This is a genomic window from Streptomyces sp. NBC_01476 (assembly GCF_036227265.1).
Classification (GTDB): domain Bacteria; phylum Actinomycetota; class Actinomycetes; order Streptomycetales; family Streptomycetaceae; genus Actinacidiphila.
Window position 1 is genome coordinate 8,019,313 of record NZ_CP109446.1, and the last position, 16,632, is coordinate 8,035,944.

Annotated in this window: 13 protein-coding genes; 6 read left to right on the forward strand and 7 right to left on the reverse strand. The window is 72.4% G+C overall.

Annotated features, from left to right (window positions below; genetic code table 11):
- Positions 1-70: 70 nt before the first annotated feature.
- The 3 genes from OG552_RS34845 (at position 71) to OG552_RS34855 (ending at position 5,783) form a co-directional block, all read left to right on the forward strand.
- On the forward strand, positions 71-2,884 hold the full coding sequence (locus OG552_RS34845) for a helix-turn-helix transcriptional regulator (RefSeq protein ID WP_329139931.1): 2,814 nt from the start codon (positions 71-73) through the stop codon (positions 2,882-2,884).
- A 99-nt stretch (positions 2,885-2,983) separates the two neighbouring features.
- Positions 2,984-4,612 carry a S53 family peptidase gene (locus OG552_RS34850; RefSeq protein ID WP_329139933.1) on the forward strand — a complete coding sequence of 543 codons (1,629 nt, stop codon included), beginning with the start codon at positions 2,984-2,986 and terminating at the stop codon, positions 4,610-4,612.
- Between the two features lie 343 nt (positions 4,613-4,955).
- Positions 4,956-5,783 carry an alpha/beta fold hydrolase gene (locus OG552_RS34855; RefSeq protein ID WP_329139935.1) on the forward strand — a complete coding sequence of 276 codons (828 nt, stop codon included), beginning with the start codon at positions 4,956-4,958 and terminating at the stop codon, positions 5,781-5,783.
- A 134-nt stretch (positions 5,784-5,917) separates the two neighbouring features.
- On the opposite strand, the gene OG552_RS34860 is transcribed toward OG552_RS34855, so the two are convergent.
- From OG552_RS34860 to OG552_RS34875, 4 genes are all read right to left on the reverse strand, one after another.
- A complete protein-coding gene (locus tag OG552_RS34860; RefSeq protein ID WP_329139937.1) occupies positions 5,918-6,529 on the reverse strand; it encodes a hypothetical protein in 612 nt (203 codons plus the stop codon).
- Between the two features lie 89 nt (positions 6,530-6,618).
- Positions 6,619-7,476 (reverse strand): GNAT family N-acetyltransferase, encoded by an 858-nt coding sequence (locus tag OG552_RS34865; protein ID WP_329139938.1) that lies wholly within the window; start codon positions 7,474-7,476, stop codon positions 6,619-6,621.
- Between the two features lie 188 nt (positions 7,477-7,664).
- A complete protein-coding gene (locus tag OG552_RS34870; RefSeq protein ID WP_329139940.1) occupies positions 7,665-9,374 on the reverse strand; it encodes an NAD-dependent malic enzyme in 1,710 nt (569 codons plus the stop codon).
- Positions 9,375-9,665: 291 nt separating this feature from the next.
- The gene (locus OG552_RS34875; RefSeq protein ID WP_329139943.1) at positions 9,666-10,673 is read right to left on the reverse strand and encodes a hypothetical protein; all 1,008 of its coding nucleotides are present in this window, start codon (positions 10,671-10,673) and stop codon (positions 9,666-9,668) included.
- Positions 10,674-11,080: 407 nt separating this feature from the next.
- Between OG552_RS34875 and OG552_RS34880 the strand changes: the two genes are divergently transcribed.
- The gene (locus OG552_RS34880) at positions 11,081-11,917 is read left to right on the forward strand and encodes a polysaccharide deacetylase family protein (protein WP_329139945.1); all 837 of its coding nucleotides are present in this window, start codon (positions 11,081-11,083) and stop codon (positions 11,915-11,917) included.
- Between the two features lie 92 nt (positions 11,918-12,009).
- Here the strand turns inward: OG552_RS34880 and OG552_RS34885 are convergent, their stop codons facing one another.
- The gene (locus OG552_RS34885; protein ID WP_329139947.1) at positions 12,010-13,002 is read right to left on the reverse strand and encodes a zinc-dependent alcohol dehydrogenase family protein; all 993 of its coding nucleotides are present in this window, start codon (positions 13,000-13,002) and stop codon (positions 12,010-12,012) included.
- Positions 13,003-13,153: 151 nt separating this feature from the next.
- Positions 13,154-13,564 (reverse strand): carboxymuconolactone decarboxylase family protein, encoded by a 411-nt coding sequence (locus tag OG552_RS34890; protein WP_329139949.1) that lies wholly within the window; start codon positions 13,562-13,564, stop codon positions 13,154-13,156.
- A gap of 428 nt (positions 13,565-13,992) precedes the next feature.
- Here OG552_RS34890 and OG552_RS34895 point away from each other — a divergent pair, with 428 nt between their 5' ends.
- Positions 13,993-14,856 carry a methionyl-tRNA formyltransferase gene (locus OG552_RS34895; protein WP_329139951.1) on the forward strand — a complete coding sequence of 288 codons (864 nt, stop codon included), beginning with the start codon at positions 13,993-13,995 and terminating at the stop codon, positions 14,854-14,856.
- Positions 14,857-15,046: 190 nt separating this feature from the next.
- Entirely contained in the window at positions 15,047-15,592 is a 546-nt protein-coding gene (locus tag OG552_RS34900; RefSeq protein ID WP_329139953.1) for a TetR/AcrR family transcriptional regulator, read from the forward strand.
- Positions 15,593-15,637: 45 nt separating this feature from the next.
- Here the strand turns inward: OG552_RS34900 and OG552_RS34905 are convergent, their stop codons facing one another.
- Entirely contained in the window at positions 15,638-16,552 is a 915-nt protein-coding gene (locus OG552_RS34905) for a universal stress protein (protein ID WP_329139956.1), read from the reverse strand.
- Positions 16,553-16,632: the final 80 nt, after the last annotated feature.

Here is a 16,632-nt window from a genome sequence, read left to right on the forward strand (position 1 = left end):
AGCACATGAAATGGTCGGTGATCAACCGCGGTGCCCACCGCGGTCCCGGACCAGAAGGAGAGGCCATAACGTGGCGGACCGAGTCGTCGCCGGTAGTCCGCTGGGCCGGCCGGGCCGGCCCCCGCAGGGTGCGGCGCCCGCGCCGGCGGAGCGGGCGCTCCGGCACCTGCGGGAGCGCAGCGGGCTGCTCGTGTACGGGCCGGCCGGCATCGGCAAGTCGACGCTGCTCGGCGCCGTGGCAACCGCCGCGGCGGACGAGGGAGGTGCCGTCCTGCGCTGCCGGCCCGCGCCCGAGGACGCCCAACTGCCCTACCTCGGGCTGATCGACCTCTTCGCCCGGGTGCCCGACGAGGTGATCGCCGCCGTGCCGCCCGGGCCCCGGGAGGCCCTGCTGAGCGCGCTGCGCCGCCCCGGCCCGGCCGGCCCGCCCGACGGCCTCGCGGTGCGCCTCGCCGTGCTCGACGCGCTGCGCCGCCTCGCGGACACCGCCCCCGTGCTGCTGGTCGTCGACGGCATGCAATGGCTCGACGGACCCAGCGCCGATGTTCTCGCCTTCGTGGCCCGGCGTATCGACGACACCCGCATCCGGATCGCCGTCGCCCAGCGGGTGGCCGAGGGCCTGCGCCCCGAACACCCCCACTGGTGCCCGCCGGACACCGCGGAGTTCCCCGTGCCGCCGCTGCCCGACGCCGATGTGGCACACCTGCTGCTCGCCGCCGGGATCGTCCTGCCGCCGCCCGTCCAGCGGGCAGTGCTGCGCACCGCCGCCGGAAACCCTTTCTACGCACTGGAGTTGAGCCGGAGCGCGCCGCCGGAGGGCCTGCCCGCGGAGAGCGGCGGCTTCCTCCCGGTGCCCGCCGCGCTGCGCTCCCTGGTCCTGGGCGGCGTCACCGCCCTCCCGGCGTCCACCGGGTACGCCCTGCTCGTCGCCTGCGCCGCCGCCCGGCCGACCCTGCCGCTGCTGCGGGCCGCCGGCGTACCCGACGCGAGCGCCGCACTGGCTGCCGCCGAGCGGGCCGGCGTGATCAGCACCGACGCCGCACAGTCCGTGCGCTTCCGGCACCCCCTGGTGCGCGCGGCACTCTACGGCGAGGCAACCGAGGCCGAACGCCGCACGGTGCACGAGCGGTTGGCCGCCGCCGTCGCCGAACCCACGCAAGCCGCACGCCACATGGCCCTCGCCGGGCCTGACGAGGACGCCGCCACCGCCGCCGCGCTGATGGCAGCCGCCCACGCGGCGCGCAAGCGCGGTGAGCCGGACGCCGCCGCCGAACTCGCCGAACTCGCCGTGCACAGAACCCCGGTGACCCACCCGGCCGACCGCGACCTGCGCCTCCTGGACGCCGCCGACTTCGCCTGCGACGCCGGCCGATGGGAGGAGTCCGAGCGGTCCGCCCGCACCGTGCTCGACCGCTCGGACTCCGCCAGGAGCCGGGTACGGGCCCGGCTGGTGCTGCTGAGCGGCGTCGGCCAGGCCCTGCGCGACCACGTCGAACTCATCGAGGACGGGCTGCGCGACGCCGCCGGCGCTCCGGAACTGGAAGCGCCGCTCTACCACTGGGCGTCCGTGCGCGGCCTGTTGACCGGCTCCCTGGACGAAGCGTCCCGGCACGCCCGCCGCTCCGCACAGTGCGCCGCACAGGCGGGGGACACCGGGCTGCGGATCGCCGCACTGTCCACACTCGCACGGGTGCAGTCGCTCGCCGGTGAAGCCGCCGACGCCGACGCCGCGCTGGCCCAGGCCGTGGAGCTCGCGGCCGACGGACCCCAGAGCCGGGGCCTGATCCGGATGCGGGCGGTCCTGGCCCTCGACACCGACCGGGTCGACGACGCCCGCCGCGAACTGGCCGAACTCCTCCCGGCCGCAGGGGAGTCGGACGGCGTGGAGTCGACCGTGGCCACCCTGGTGGCGCTCACCCGCGCCCAGGTCCGCGCCGGAGCCTGCCGGGAGGCGCTGCGCACCGCGGCCCGCTGCACCCGGGTGGCCGCCGACGCAGGCATGGAGTCGGCGCCCGCGCTGTACGCGGCCGCCCTCGCGGAGACCTTCGGCGGCTCCGCGGCCGAGGCCCGCCGACTGGCGGTACGGGCCGTGCACGCCTCCCAGGAAGACGGCGACCAGCTCTTCCGGCTGCGGGCCCTGGCGGCGCTGGGCCAGGCCGGCCTGTTCACCGGCGATCTCCAGCACGTGGCCGAGGCGGTCGAGTCGCTGCGTCAAGTGACCCTGATCGGGGAGTCGATGGGCGCGGCCGACCCGCCGCTGCTGGGCTGGTACGCCGACCTCGCCGAGGCGCTGGTGGCGCTCGGCGAGACCGCGGCCGCCCACGACGTCCTGCAGCGGGCGTACCAGCGTGCAGGCCGGCTGCCGGGCAGCGTCCTGGCCTCGCTGGAGCGGGCCGAAGGGCTGCGGGAGGCGGCGGTCGGCCGGCTCAAGGAAGGCGCGGCACTCCTGCGGTCGTCGGCCGACCGGCTGGGCCCCCTCGACCTGCCGGTGGACCTGGTACGGACGCTCACCGCGCTCGGGACGGTCGAGCGCCGGGCCAGGCACCGGACCACCGCGCGGGCACTGCTCACCGAGGCGCGACAGCTCGCCGACCGCGCCGGCGCGGAACCGCTCGCTGAGCGCGCCGGGGTCGAACTCGCCCGCGTGGACGGGACGGTGGGCGGCGCCGCGGCCACCGCACTGACACCCGCCGAGGCCAGGATCGCCGAACTGGTGCGCGGCGGAGCGACCAACCGCGAGGTCGCCGCCCAGCTGTTCATCAGCGTCAAGACGGTCGAGGGCACGCTGTCGCGGCTGTACCGCAGGTTCGGGGTGCGCTCACGCACCGCGCTGGCGTACGCGCTGGCCTCCATGCCACGGGTGTCACACGAAACGCACCCTTAACAACCAGCGCAAGGGTTCCCACGCTTACGCGGCGTCACACCACTCCCTAGCGTTGATCCGGCCCCGAACAAGGGGACCGGACCCCCATGGAGGATCTTCGTGACCCTACGTCTGAAACTGCTGGCCGCTGCCGCCACCCCGGCACTGCTGCTCGCAGCCGTCCCCGCCGCGTACGCCGCCACCACGCAGCCGGACGCCGCCCGCACCGCGCTGTCCGGCAACATACTCACCGGACTGAACACCAATGCCGTACGGACCGGCGCTGTCGCCTCCACCGACCGCATATCCGTGGCCGTCACGCTGGCGTCCCGCGACGACAAGGCCCTGGCCGCCTTCGTCGCGCAGGTCACCGACCCCGCCTCGCCCTCGTACGGTCACTACCTGACGAAGAGCCAGTTCGCGGGCCGCTTCGGCCGCAGCGACGCCGACGTCAAGAAGGTCACCGACTACCTGCGCTCCCAGGGGCTCACCGTCGGCACCGTGCACTCCGGCAACCTGCTGATCGACGCCACCGGCACCGCCGCCCAGCTGGAGAAGGCGTTCGGCACCAAGCTGTCGACGTGGAAGGACAGCGCCTCGGGCCGCTCCTTCTACGCCAACGACGCCGCGCCCTCGCTGCCCAGCTCGGTCGGCTCCCTGGTCAGCGATGTCTCCGGCCTCAACAACCGCGTCCAGCTGCACCACCAGGCACCGGCCGCCGTCACCCCGCACAACGGCCCCGGCGGCGGCTACACCCCCACCCAGATCAAGGGCGGCTACAACGTCTCGGGCAGCTACACCGGCAGCGGCCAGCAGGTCGCCCTGCTGGAGTTCGACGGCTTCCAGCAGTCCAACATCACCGCGTACGACAGCCACTACGGGCTGAGCTCGACCGCGCCCACCGTGCACAAGGTGAGCGGCGGTTCCGGCCCGCTCGGCGACGGCCAGGTCGAGGTCGAGCTCGACATCGAGGTGCTCAACGCCGTCGCGCCGGCCGCGAAGATCACCGTCTTCGAGGGCCCCAACTCCGACGCGGGCGAGGTCGACACCTACCAGGCGATCGTGGACAGCGGCGTCCCTGTGACGTCCATCAGCTGGGGCGCCGCCGAGACGCAGCGCACCAGCTCCAACATCAGCGCGGTCGACGCCGTCTTCGCGCAGGGCGCCGCCGAGGGCCTGAGCTTCTTCGCGGCCTCCGGCGACAGCGGCTCCGACGACGCCGGCACGGGCGGCACCTCCGTCGACTACCCGGCCAGCGACCCGTACGTCACCGGCGTCGGCGGCACCACGCTGACCGTCACCTCCGCCAACGCGTGGAGCCGGGAGACCGCCTGGTCCGGCGGTGGCGGCGGCAAGTCCGGTGTGTTCAGCATCCCCAGCTGGCAGACCCCGGTCCAGAAGAGCCAGGGCGGCGGCAAGCGCCAGGTCCCCGACGTCGCGGCGCTGGCCAACCCCTCGCCCGGGGTGTCCATCTACTCGCAGGGCCGCTGGGGCCAAGTCGGCGGCACCAGCGCGGCGGCGCCCGAGTGGGCCGGCTTCGCCGCGCTCTACAACCAGCAGGCCACGGCCGCGGGCAAGCCCCGGCTCGGCTTCGCCAACCCCGCCCTCTACACGGCCGGCGGCACCGGCTTCCACGACATCACCAGTGGCAGCAACGGCGCCTACTCCTCCGCCACGGGCTGGGACTTCACCACCGGGTGGGGCTCCTACAACGCCGCCACCCTCGCGGCGAAGCTGCTGAACCCGTGAGCTGAAGCCGCCGGTCCGACGCAAGCCGGTGCCGGCCGGCGCGGGGCCCGGGTACGCACCACGCGTACCCGGGCCCCGCGCCTGCACCTGGACGCCGAGCCGCGGTCTCGTCCCCGCCCCCGACGCACACACCTTCCGCCCCGCCGGATGTCCGGCGCGATGCGCCGGCAGGTGGAAAGCGCGTCCACCACCGGGCTGTCAAGCGGTTGTTTCTCTTCTCCCATCTTTCACCGTGATCACATCTGGGACCGCTGCCCGGCGGGTAGCGTGACGGTACGTACCCCCGGCCGGGACGCACGCAGTCGTGTCACTCCAACAAGGATGAGAGGAAGGGAAACAGAGCATGCCCTTCGTCACCACCAAGGACGGCACCGAGATCTTCTACAAGGACTGGGGCACGGGTCAGCCCGTCGTCTTCAGCCACGGCTGGCCGCTGAACGGCGACGCCTGGGACCCCCAGGCGCGGCTGGTCGCCGAGAACGGCTTCCGCGCGGTGGTCCACGACCGCCGCGGGCACGGCCGGTCCAGCCAGACCTGGGGCGGCAACGACCTCGACACGTACGCGGACGACCTGGCCGAGGTGATCGAGACCCTGGACCTCCGCGACGTGGTCCTGGTCGGCCACTCCACCGGCGGCGGTGAGGTGACCCGCTACATCGGCCGGCACGGTACGGGCCGGGTCGCCAAGGTGCTGCTGCTGGGCGCGATCCCGCCGCTGATGCTCAAGACGGAGGCCAACCCCGAAGGTTTGCCGCGGGAGGTCTTCGACGAGATCCGCGCGGGTGTGGCCGGGGACAGGTCGCAGTTCTACGAGGATCTCAGCGTCGCCTTCTACGGCGCCAACCGGGAAGGCTCGCAGGTTTCTCAGGGCACCCGGGACGCCTTCTGGCTGTGGTCGATGCAGGTCGGGATCAAGGGTGCCTACGACTGTGTCAAGGCGTTCTCCGAGACCGACCTCACCCAGGACCTGGGGCGCATCGACGTGCCGACGCTGATCGTGCACGGCGACGACGACCAGATCGTGCCGATCGCGGACTCCGCGGAGAAGTCCGTGCAGTTGGTGAAGGACGCCACGCTGAAGGTCTACCCCGGCGCTCCGCACGGCCTGTCGATGGTCGCGCCCTTCGCGGACACCTTCAACGCGGATCTGCTGGAGTTCCTGCGCGGCTGAACCGGCGGTACGGCGCCGCGCCGGAGCCGACATCCAGGACGTCGGCTCCGGCGCGGTGCGTCCCGCGTGCTGCATGCCCCGCGGCCCGCGATCCGCCCCGTGCCCGCGGCCGGCGCGGACCCCGGACCGCTCGGTCAGCCAACGGCTTCCGCGGACTTGGCAGCCTTCCGGCGCTTGCTCTTGGCGCCTGCCGCCGGAAGCAGGGTGTAGAAGACCGACCGGCCCTGCTTCGACCGCTCGGCGATGCCCCTGGCCACCAGCGCCTCCAGGGTGTTGCGCACCACGACCGTACTCACCTGTCGTGAGGTGTCCCCGCTGTTCAGTGTCTCGGCAACTTCGAGGACCGAGGTCGGTTCGCCCTTTTTGCTCAGGAAACGGACAACGAGATCGCGCAGTGTCGCCTCGCCGTTGCCGCCCCGGCGCTTCCGGGGCACCTGCGGGCCGGACTCCGGCGCGTCACCGTTGGAGTGCTGAGCGGGGATGACCGCTGGGGAGACGGCTTCCGGCTCCTCGGGGGCGGTGGCCTCCTCCGGCGCGGGCGCCCCGTCAGGGAGGGACTCCCCGCCGGGGGTTTGCGTGTCGGTGGACAGATGACCCAGCAGGCCCAGCAGCCAGGAGCGGTCTGTCGCCAGTTGCTCCAGTTGCTTGTGTGTCTCGGCGATCTCCGCCTCCACACGGGCGAGATCGGTCCGGATCCTGTCGGCGTACACATGGGTGAGGTTTCTCGAACCCGGTTGCTCGGACATGCGACCTCCCTATCGTGGATGTAAGTCCTGTATAGCGGATCACACCCGTGAAGTGAGAACCGGAGACAGCCGGAGCGAACACACGTTTGCTACGCGCTCGCCGGTGTGACCGGCTGCCACGTCCAGTTGCGGCGTTCGTAGGCGGTCCGGAAACCGAGCCGGAGCATGTTGTGCAGGGAAGGGTTGTGGCTTCCGCCGGTCTCGGCACCCGTTTCGGCGACAAGCCACCGGCAGCCCAGTTTCTGCGCCATCCGCGCCCGTGCGGCGAGCAGTTCGGTCTGCCCGCCGCGGTTGCGCGCGTGCGGCAGTACGGCCCCGGCGAACAACTGGGCCGTCTCCTCGGCGACGTACATCGTCCCGGTGCCCACGATCTCCCCGTCCAGCCAGGCGGCATACGGATACCACCCGGGTTGGCCGGCGGAGGCCGCGGCCATCTGCGCGTAGTGGGTCTCCGGCATGCCGAAGGCCCGCATCATCACCGAGGCCCAGCGCGCGGCGTCGCCGGGCTCCAGCGGCGTGACCCGCACACCGGCCGGCGGCCGCCGGTCAGAGGCATCCGCGTTGGCCACGAGTTCGTCGACCACGCCGACGAGTTTCACCCATGACGACTGGGCGGTGATGCCCTCGCGGCGGCAGATCTCCGCCCAGTCCCCGGGGATCACCGAGGGCGCGAGCTGGAGAACCGCCTGCGGGGTCCCCTCGGCCCGGTAGAAGTCGCACACCTCGCCGATGAGTCCGGCCGTGACGGGCGCGGTGCGGCCGAAGCCGAGCGCCTTGCTCCAGAACCGTGTGGGGTCCTCCCGCATCGACAGGACCACCGCGTCACCGATCCGCGTGGCGTTCATCCCCAGCGCCGCGCGTACGGCGTCAGGCGCGCCGGTCTCGAACCGGAACAGGGCCTCGGCCTCGGAGTGTTCGACCAGCGACGGCGGAAGAAGTGCGTTCATCGGCTTGCCTTCGTGCGTAAGGGGGTCAGGGCCCTCGGGGGGCCCACGGCGGTTTTCCGCCACCCGCGGCTGGCCGGTGCGGGGACCGAACGCGGTGGGGCGAAGGCCGGCGAAGATCGGTTCGCGGGGAACAGCTCATCCCGCCGGACAGTCGGAAATCGACGCTACCACGGGTGTGTCGGGGAACCTCAGACAGCCCGGACGGGCCGGTAGACCGGCGCCCACATCGCCTCGCGGATCCGCTGCCCGATGGTGTCGTCGTCGACGGCGGCCAGGGCCACCCCGTCCTCGGCCGCCGCACGGGCCACGGCTTCGGCGACCGCCGCCGAGGTGCTGCGCAGATCGTCGGTCGGCGGCAGGATCGGGGCACCCGGTGTGCCGGTCCTGGCCTGGTCGGCGACGGCGTGGGCAGCCGCGACCAGCATGCCGTCGGTGATCTTCTGGGCGCGGGAGACGATGGCCCCGAGGCCGAGACCGGGGAAGACCAGGGCGTTGTTGGCCTGGCCGATCCGGTGGGTCACCCCGTCCCTGGTGACGTCCGAGAAGGGGCTGCCGGTGGCGATCAGCGCCCGGCCGCCGGTCCACTCCAGCAGGTCGGACGGTACGGCTTCGGCGAGCCGTGTCGGGTTCGACATCGGCATGACGATCGGCCGGTCGGTGTGCGCCGCCATCGTCCGGACGATGTCCTCGGTGAAGGCCCCGCCCTGCCCCGACGACCCGATCAGTACGGTGGGACGCACCCGGGCGACCACCTCGCCGAGGGCGATACCGCCGACCCGCTTGTCGCGCTGCCAGTCGGCCACCTCTGCGGTGGGGCGGGCGTACGGGAGCTGGAAGTCGCGCAGCCCGTCCTGGTCGTCGGTGAGGAGCCCGAAGCGGTCGACCGGCCAGAACCGGCGTACGGCCTCGTCGTGGGTGAGGCCCTCGGCGATCAGCGCGTCGCGCAGCTGGTCGGCGATGCCGATGCCGGCGGTGCCCGCTCCGAAGACCACGATGCGCTGGTCGCGCAGCGGCACGCCCGTGATCTTCACCCCGGAGAGCACCGCGGCGAGGTTGACCGCTCCCGTGCCCTGGATGTCGTCGTTGAAGGTGCAGCACGAGTCGCGGTAACGGGTGAGGATCCGGCGGGCGTTGGCCGGTCCGAAGTCCTCCCAGTGGAGCAGGGCGCGTGGGAACAGCTTGGTCACCGTTCGCACGAAGGCGTCCACGAAGGCGTCGTACGTCTCCCGGTCGACCCGCCGGTGCCGGGTGCCGAGATAGCGCGGGTCGTCCAGGAGTTCCTGCCGGTTGGTGCCGACGTCGAGCATGACCGGCAGGGTGCGGGCCGGGTCCACACCTCCCGCGGCGGTGTACACGCAGAGTTTGCCGACCGAGATGTCGATGCCGCCCACGCCCCAGTCGCCGATGCCGAGGATCGCCTCGCCGTCGGTCGCCACCACGAGGTCCAGGTCGTCGGCGCCCAGCCCCGAGGCGGTGAGGGCGCGTTCGATGTCCTGGGGCGCGTCCACGGACAGGTAGATCCCGCGGGGGCGCCGGAACTCGTTGCTGTACCGCTCGATGGCGGCGCCGATGGTCGGCGTGTACACGATGGGCAGCATCTCGGCGAGGTGGTCGCCGACGAGGCGGAAGAAGAGCACCTCGTTGCGGTCGTGGAGAGCGGTGAGGTACACGTTCTTCGCCAGATCGCTCGGCTGCGAGGAGAACTGGTAGTACGCGCGGGCCGCCTGCTCGTCCTGGCTCAGCACCTGCGGCGGGACCAGTCCCACCAGACCCAGCTCGTCCCGCTCCCGCTCGGTGAACGCGGTCCCCCGGTTCACCCGCGGGTCGGCCAGTACGGCCCGCCCCCGGGAGGTCGTCTCCCAGCACGCGTCCCGGTCGTTCCAGCTGAGCTCTCTCACGGTCTCTCCTCGTACTCCCATGCCGGACGAACCCAGCGCCGCCCGCCCCCAGCATCCACCCCCCGACCCTCCACCCCGAAAGAACCCGCCGCGGGGTCGGCGACCGTGGCCCCGGGGTCAGGGTGCGGACGGAGCGTCCTCTACCGCGCCGGAGACGGGTTTGCGCCCCCACACCGGCGTGGGGAGAACGCCACCGAGGCCGGAACCGAGCGGGACCGGGCGGACATGGGGGAGGGGATGCCCCGGTGAGGCGAGGCGTGGGAGGGGGTTCGGGGGTTGCACGGGTGGGGGTCAGCTTTCGATGGTGAGGGACTGGAGTTCGGCGAGTGCGGTGTGCGGGAGCAGTGAGCCGTCCCAGACGGCCGTGAGGTGGGTGATCAGTCCCGCGCGGTCGAGTTCCAGCGCCGCGGCGCCGCGTGGGACCGGGCCGGTGGGGTTGGTCCACTCGTATCCGCCGCCCGCCGAACTGCCCACCACATGGCGGACGTTGGCGCCGGGTCCGTAGGGGAGCCGGGTGATCGCCCGGCCGAGGTAGGAGCCCAGGGCCAGGTGTCCGGTGACCTTGGTGTGCGTGGTGAGGTCTTCGAGGACGCCGTCGGCGGTGAAGAGCCGGGCCACGGCGGCCACATCGCCACGGGCGAACGCGGCGGAGACGGAAGCGGCCACCCGCTTGATGGCCGGAGCCGCGGTCTCGCCCACGGTTCCCTCCTTGAAATCGGCCGGGAACTGATCGGCCGGCGTACGTTCCGCCTCGATGCCGGCCAGGGTGAACTCCCGCCCGTCCCAGTAGTCGACCCACCGGGCGATCCGGCCGTCCTTGAAGTTGACCAGCCCCATCGGGCGGATCTCGTGGCCGAAGAGTTCGGGGGTGTCGGTGAAGAAGACAAGCGCGCTGTCGGCGTCCCCGAGGATCTTGGTGGGGTACGACCGCGCGGTGGCCGGCCAGGTGGGCATCAGCTGGTGGAAGAGGTCCGAGAGGTCCTGCCAGGTGTAAAAAGGCCAGCCCAGCGTCGCGTCGACGTATGCCGTCCGCCGGGCGAAGTGCGCCATGGTCGCGTCGGCGTCGCGGGCGGTCTTGTCACGGAAGTAGCCGGCCAGCAGGCGGACCACCCGCGGAGTGGCGCGCGCGACATCCACGTCGTGGTCCAGGATGACGGCCGACCCGGGAAGTCCGCCGCCCGCGTCCCGCGCGGCGGCCGGGCCGGCCGACAGCACGGTGGCGGCTGCCGCGGTGCCCAGCGCTGTTACGAGAACCCTCCGCCGCGGTGCGGCCGGGTGTGTTTCCCGCTGCTCGCTCATGTCGTCCCCTGACCGGTGCTGGAAGGTGCCGGCGATGTGTCCTGCGGGGTGGCGCAGAACCCGACGAGAAACTACTCAGGAAAGTTGAGTGCGTCAACGTGCCCTGTTTCCAGGGGAGTTGACGCGAGGGGCCTCCTTATGAACCGGCGGTCCGGCCCCTTACGGACTGGTGGCCCGCTGACCGGTGTCCCGGTGACCGGCAACCGCCCGTACACCGCTCCCCGCTGCGTGACCTTCCCGCCGGACACCGGGCGCGCATGACGATCTCGCCCCGCTGATCCCCAGGCCGAGGGAACCCCGGGCCGGATACGCACATCCTCCCGGGCGAGCGCACGGCGGCAGGGCACCACCGCACCACCGTCGTGCGCCCACGACCGTCCGGCTCGGCACAGAGGCAGGCTCCACCCATGCGCGTCAACGCAGTGCTCCCCCTTCTGGCCGTGGCCGGACTCCTGGCCGCTACCGGCTGCTCCGGGCACTCGGCGGCGGCGACACCGCCGCCCGGCGCCGCGAGCCGGCCGGCCGCGCCCCTCACCACGACCCGGGCGCCGGAAGCGGACAGAGCCGCGGCGTTCCGCAGCTGGGGCGTCCCCGTGCTCGCGCCGCAGCCACCCGCCCCCGCGGTCAAACCGGTGCGCACCGACGGCGGTGAGATACCCGTAGTCAGCCGGATACCCACCCAGCAGAAGATCGTCTTCGTCACCTTCGACGACGGCGCGGAGAAGGACCCGAAGTTCGTCGCCATGATGCGGGACCTGAAGATCCCGTTCACCATGTTCCTGACCGACGACATCATCAAGAACGACTACGAGTACTTCAAACCCCTCCAGGCGCTGGGCAATTCGATACAGGACCACACGCTCAGCCACCCCGATCTGCCCACCGAGCCGTTCGCCCGCCAGCGGCACGAGATCTGTACCCAGCAGAGCAGACTCACCCAGGAGTACGGTGCCAGGCCCGGCCTGTTCCGGCCGCCCTACGGAGACTGGAACGCCGACACACGCGCCGCGGTGAAGTCGTGCGGCGGCCTGCGGGCGATCATCCTCTGGCGCGAGACCATGCAGATCAACCGGGTGACCTTCCAGGACCCGTCCCGGAAGTTCCACCCCGGCGACATCATCCTGGCGCACTTCCGCGGACCGTCGCAGCTCAAGGGCGAGTCGATGACCGCGATGGTGGCGAAGATGCTGCGGGCGATCGCCGCGCAGGGCTACACCGTCGCCCGCCTCGACGACTACGTGTGAGGCGGAGCGAAACCGGAGCGGGAAACCGGAGCGGGAAACCTTCGCGGCCGGCGACTCCGCCGGTGTCGCGGGCCGCCCGGCTCCGGGAGGGGTCAGTGCTGGACGGTGAGCACGATCTTGCCGAACTGCCCGTTCGACTCCATGTAACGGTGGGCCTCGGCGAAGTCCGCGAGGTCGAAGGTGCGGTCGATCACCGGGGCGAACGCACCGTCGGCGAGTCCGGCGTCGATGAACTCGATGGCTTTGCGCCGGCGCTCGGGGTCGCCGGTGACGGGGAAGAGGGTGTACAGGCTGACCTCGATGCCGGGAACGGCCGGCAGCCCCTGACCGGGGTCGTTGCGGGGGTCGAGCAGACCGTAGGCGAGAAGCCGTCCTCCGGTGGCGACACACGCGATGACCTCGACGATTCCCGGGCCGCCCACCGGGTCCATCGCGGTGGTCACCCCCCGGCCGTCAGTGATCTCGTGGACCCGCTTGGTGAGATCCTCCTCGCCCGTGACGATGACGTGTGCGGCGCCGGCGTCGAGCAGCCGCTGCTTCTTGGCGGGCGTCCGGGTGGTCGCGATCGGGACGGCGCCGATCCTGTTGGCGACCTCGATGGCAGCCAGGCCGACGCCGCCGGTCGCCGCGGTGAGGAGTACGTGATCGCCCGCCGCGACCGGACCGCCCTCCGCCAGTGCTCCGTACGCGCTGGCGTAGGCCATCCAGACGGCCGCCGCCCGGACCGGGTCACTGTCCGCCGGACGGGGCACGAGGGACGAGGCGGGGACGATCACGTGGTCGCCGTAGGTGCCGTACTCGGTGAGCTTGAACGCGGGCAGGACCGCGACGCTCTCGCCCACCGCGACCTCGCTCACACCCGGTCCGACGGCTTCGACGACCCCGGCGGCCTCGTACCCGAGTCCGGAGGGGGAGTTCGGGGGATAGAAGTAGCGCCCCTCACGGAACATGGCGTCGGCCCGGTTCACCCCGATCGCGTCCACCCTGAGGACGGCCTCCCCGGCCGCGGGATCGCGCAGGGCAACCTCCCGCAGGTACAGCACGTCGGGTCCGCCGGTGGTGTCGAAGAAGATCTGTCGAGCCATGTGTGTGCCTGCCTCTTGGTATGCGCTGGTATGCGGACGACGGTGGGAAACGGATCTGTTTCCCACGCTCCGGAAGGTACACCGATCTGTTTCCCGACGGCAAGCCGGGGCCGCCGGGCCCGCTGCGGGGCGGCCCCGGCTGTGATCTCCCTTACGTCTGCTCCGCCTTCGCGGCCTCCTCGAAGACCTGCAGGGCGACCTGGTAGCTGTCGAAAGCACGGGCGGCGCCGGCGTACGCCTCGATCTGGACGAACGCCTCGACGATCTCCTGCGGGGAGACGCCGTTGTTCAGCGCGATGCGGAGCTGCCCGCGCAGCGGTTCGAGGGTGCCCAGGGTCGCGGCGATCGTGACGGACACCAGGGCGCGGGTGCGTGTGTCGAGCACGTCGGTCCGCGACCACGCGTCGCCGAAGGTGTGCACGGTGGCGAGACGTTTGAAGTCCGCCCCGTTGGCGGGCTCCCCGGGCCCTGGTTCCAGGAACCGTTCCAGCCGTACGCCGAGCAGCCGTTCGGCCCGGTCGAGTGCGGCGGCGTAGCTCCGCGCCTCGTCGGATTCGGGCATCGTGCTCCCCTTCCAGGAGGTGCTCACGGACGGCGGGGGTCCGTCTCCGGTTACGTCTTCGGTTATGTCTCCGGCTACCACGAAACCGGACAAACCGGTCTCAGGTCTCCGCTCCGGGGCCGGGAGAGTGACGGGGTCCGCGGCGCGGGGAATTCGCCGCCTTGCGGGGCCCCGCCGAGTTGCCCCGTCCCCGAGGGCGACCGGCCCCGTTCTCCGGGCCCCCGCATCCGTGTGAGAACGGACCGCGTCGAGCGGTCGCGACGGCCGCGCCGGAGATGCCGGGACGGGTGCCGCCGCGGGGGGAAACGGATGGCTCTTTTAGGCTTGCCGCTGTGGCGCCGGCCGTGCGGTGCCCGCCGGGCACACCCCGCCCGGTGGCCGCGGCCGGGAGGCCGGAGCACAGAGCGAATACAGAACGGACATGTGCAGTGACTGACGAAGGTCTGCGGATAGTTCTCCTCACGAGCTTTCTGCCCAACTACGATCTGATCTCCCGCTGGGCCGAGCGCCGGGGACACAGCATTCCCCTGGTGGTCACCGTGCCGAACGAGCGGGTCGATCGGTACGGCCAGGCCGGCAACGCGGTGGTGGACGGGGTCCCGACCGGCCAGAGTGTCCTGGTCACCGGCAAGCTGAAGGCGGTCGCGGCTCCCGTCATCCAGGCGATGCGCCCGGATCTGGTGATGTCCGCCGCCTATCCGCGTCTCATCCCCGCGGAGATCACCGAGGCCCCGAAGTTCGGTGCCGTCAATCTCCACCCGTCGGTGCTGCCCGCGGGGCGGGGGCCCAATCCGATGCGCCTGGTGTACGAGGGCGCCCCCACCTTCGGCGCCACCCTTCACCGCACCGCCGCCGAGTTCGACACCGGGGAGATCCTGAGCCAGCGGGAGCGGCCGCTGCCCGAGCGGCTCAGCGGCCCGGCTCTCCTCTCCGAGTGGTTCGCCATGTTCGGCGAAGTCATCGACGAGGGCGTGTCCCGCGCGGTCTCCGGTGTGCCGGGGACGCGGCAGGACCCGGGAGGCGCGACGTACGCGGCGCCGTTCGAACCCGCAGAGACGTATCTGGACTTCACCGAGGAAGCGGCCGTCGTGATCCGTAAGACCGCCGCGCTGAATGTCATCGTGCCGCGGGCTCGGGCCGAACTGGCCGGCCGGGAAGTCGTCGTACGCGATGTGGCCCTGCTGGAGACCGGCGGGCGGAGTGCTCCCGGGACCGTCCTGGAGGCCCGCGCCGACGGCTGGACCGTCCAGGTGGCGGACGCCGTGCTGCGGGTGACGGCCGACCTCGACTGAGCCCGGCCGGCCCGAGCCGCCGTCGTCCTATCCCTCTGCCCCTCCGCGCCGCGGGGTCCGCCGGCCCGCCCCGCCCGCCCCCGCCGGTCGCGGTCCGCGCGGCGGCCCGTGTGCTTTAATCCGCGCAGTGCCCCCGGACCGTGGCCGGTGCGGCACCACCAGGCAGGACGGGCGAAGGGGCGAAGGCTGCATGTCTCCGAGGAGTGACGCGCGGCGCAATCGCGCCCACATCCTCGCCGTCGCGCGCGAGATCCTCACCGAGGACGGCCACGCCTCGCTCAATTCCATCGCGAAGCAGGCCGGGGTCGGGCCCGGCACCCTCTACCGGCACTTCCCCAGCCGTGAGGCACTGGTCCTTGAGGTGTTCCGCGCCGAGGTCCAGAAACTCGTCGACTGGGCCCCGGAACTGCTGCGCACCGAGACCCCGCCCCGGGCGCTGCGCCTGTGGTTCGAGCGCCTCGCCGGATACATCCGTATCAAGCGAGGGCTCGGTGACGCCCTCACCACCGCCGTCCACGACGCGGTCACCCACGAAACCCACGGCCCCGTCACCGACGCCATCCGCGTCCTGCTCGACGCCGGCGAACGCGACGGCACCATCCGCCCCGGCCTCGATCCGGACGACGTCCTGCTGCTGATGGGCTGCGTCTGGCGGGTCCCGCCCGGCCCGGCCGGCGCCCGGCAGGCCCAGCGGCTCCTTGACCTTTCGCTCGAAGGCATCCGTACCGGCCGCTGAGCCGGCCGGGCCGCCAGGCAGTGCCGGGACGGGCGGTGACAGGGCTCAGTCGTGCGGGACCACGGCGACCGGGGCCGGCGAGTGGTGCAGCAGCGCGTGGGTGACGGAACCGACATGCGGCCCCGGACCCGGGCGGGGCGTGCGCCGGCCGACGACGACCAGGCTGGCCTGGCCGGCCGCCTCGACGAGATGGTGCGCGGCAGGACCGATGGCTGACTCGGCGACCACCCGGACCGCGGGGAACTTCTCCCGCCACGGGCGGAGCGCCGCGGTCAGCGCGTTCATCTCCTGGCCGGCGAGTTCGGTGCTCAGGTCGGGAGCCATCGCGGACGGCGAGTATCCGTAGATGGCCGGCGGCAGCCAGCCGTGGACGACCCGCAGGGTCGCCGACCGGGCGGCGGCGGCTTCGAAGGCGAAGCCGAGCAAGGTGTCGCTCGGCTTCACCAGATCGAGGCCGAGGACGACGTCGCGGTATGGCGCATCATCGGCCGGACTTCCGCTCTCCTCCGGCAGGTGTTCGTCGGCCGCTGTCCTGGCGGCCCGCACCATGACCACCGGGCACGTCGTCCGGGCGACGACCGCCTGTGACACGGAGCCGACGAGATACCCGGCGAGGCTGCTCAGCCCGCGCGAGCCCAGGACCAGCAGTTCGGCGTTCTCGGCGGCGGACAGCAGCGCCGGCACCGGCTGGGCGGCGATCTGATCGGCGGTGACGGACAGTCCGGGGTAACGGGCCCGCAAGGTGGCGCCGGCCTCGCGCGGGATCCGCTCGGCCCAGTGGCGCTCGGGGTCGAGGTGGGCGGAATTGTCCGTGGTGGTGGCGGGGTCGCTCGGCTGCCACTGCCAGGCGTGCACCAGGCGCAGCGGCAACTCCCGGCGCAGGGCTTCCCTGGCCGCCCAGTCCGCGGCGGCCAGGCTCTCCGGTGAACCGTCCAGACCCGCGATGACGGAACGTGTCATGACACCGACCTCCTCATTGACCTTGTGTCTCCAGACTCGCCGCGGCCGGTGTCCGGGAACAGGGTCCCAAGGTCACCGCA

Coding starts and splice junctions, on each gene's coding strand:
- OG552_RS34855 (WP_329139935.1), top strand. CDS start 4,956: ATGCCCTTCGTCACCACCAAGGACGGCACCGAGATCTTCTACAAGGAC.
- OG552_RS34860 (WP_329139937.1), bottom strand. CDS start 6,529: ATGTCCGAGCAACCGGGTTCGAGAAACCTCACCCATGTGTACGCCGAC.
- OG552_RS34865 (WP_329139938.1), bottom strand. CDS start 7,476: ATGAACGCACTTCTTCCGCCGTCGCTGGTCGAACACTCCGAGGCCGAG.
- OG552_RS34875 (WP_329139943.1), bottom strand. CDS start 10,673: ATGAGCGAGCAGCGGGAAACACACCCGGCCGCACCGCGGCGGAGGGTT.
- OG552_RS34880 (WP_329139945.1), top strand. CDS start 11,081: ATGCGCGTCAACGCAGTGCTCCCCCTTCTGGCCGTGGCCGGACTCCTG.
- OG552_RS34885 (WP_329139947.1), bottom strand. CDS start 13,002: ATGGCTCGACAGATCTTCTTCGACACCACCGGCGGACCCGACGTGCTG.
- OG552_RS34890 (WP_329139949.1), bottom strand. CDS start 13,564: ATGCCCGAATCCGACGAGGCGCGGAGCTACGCCGCCGCACTCGACCGG.
- OG552_RS34900 (WP_329139953.1), top strand. CDS start 15,047: ATGTCTCCGAGGAGTGACGCGCGGCGCAATCGCGCCCACATCCTCGCC.
- OG552_RS34905 (WP_329139956.1), bottom strand. CDS start 16,552: ATGACACGTTCCGTCATCGCGGGTCTGGACGGTTCACCGGAGAGCCTG.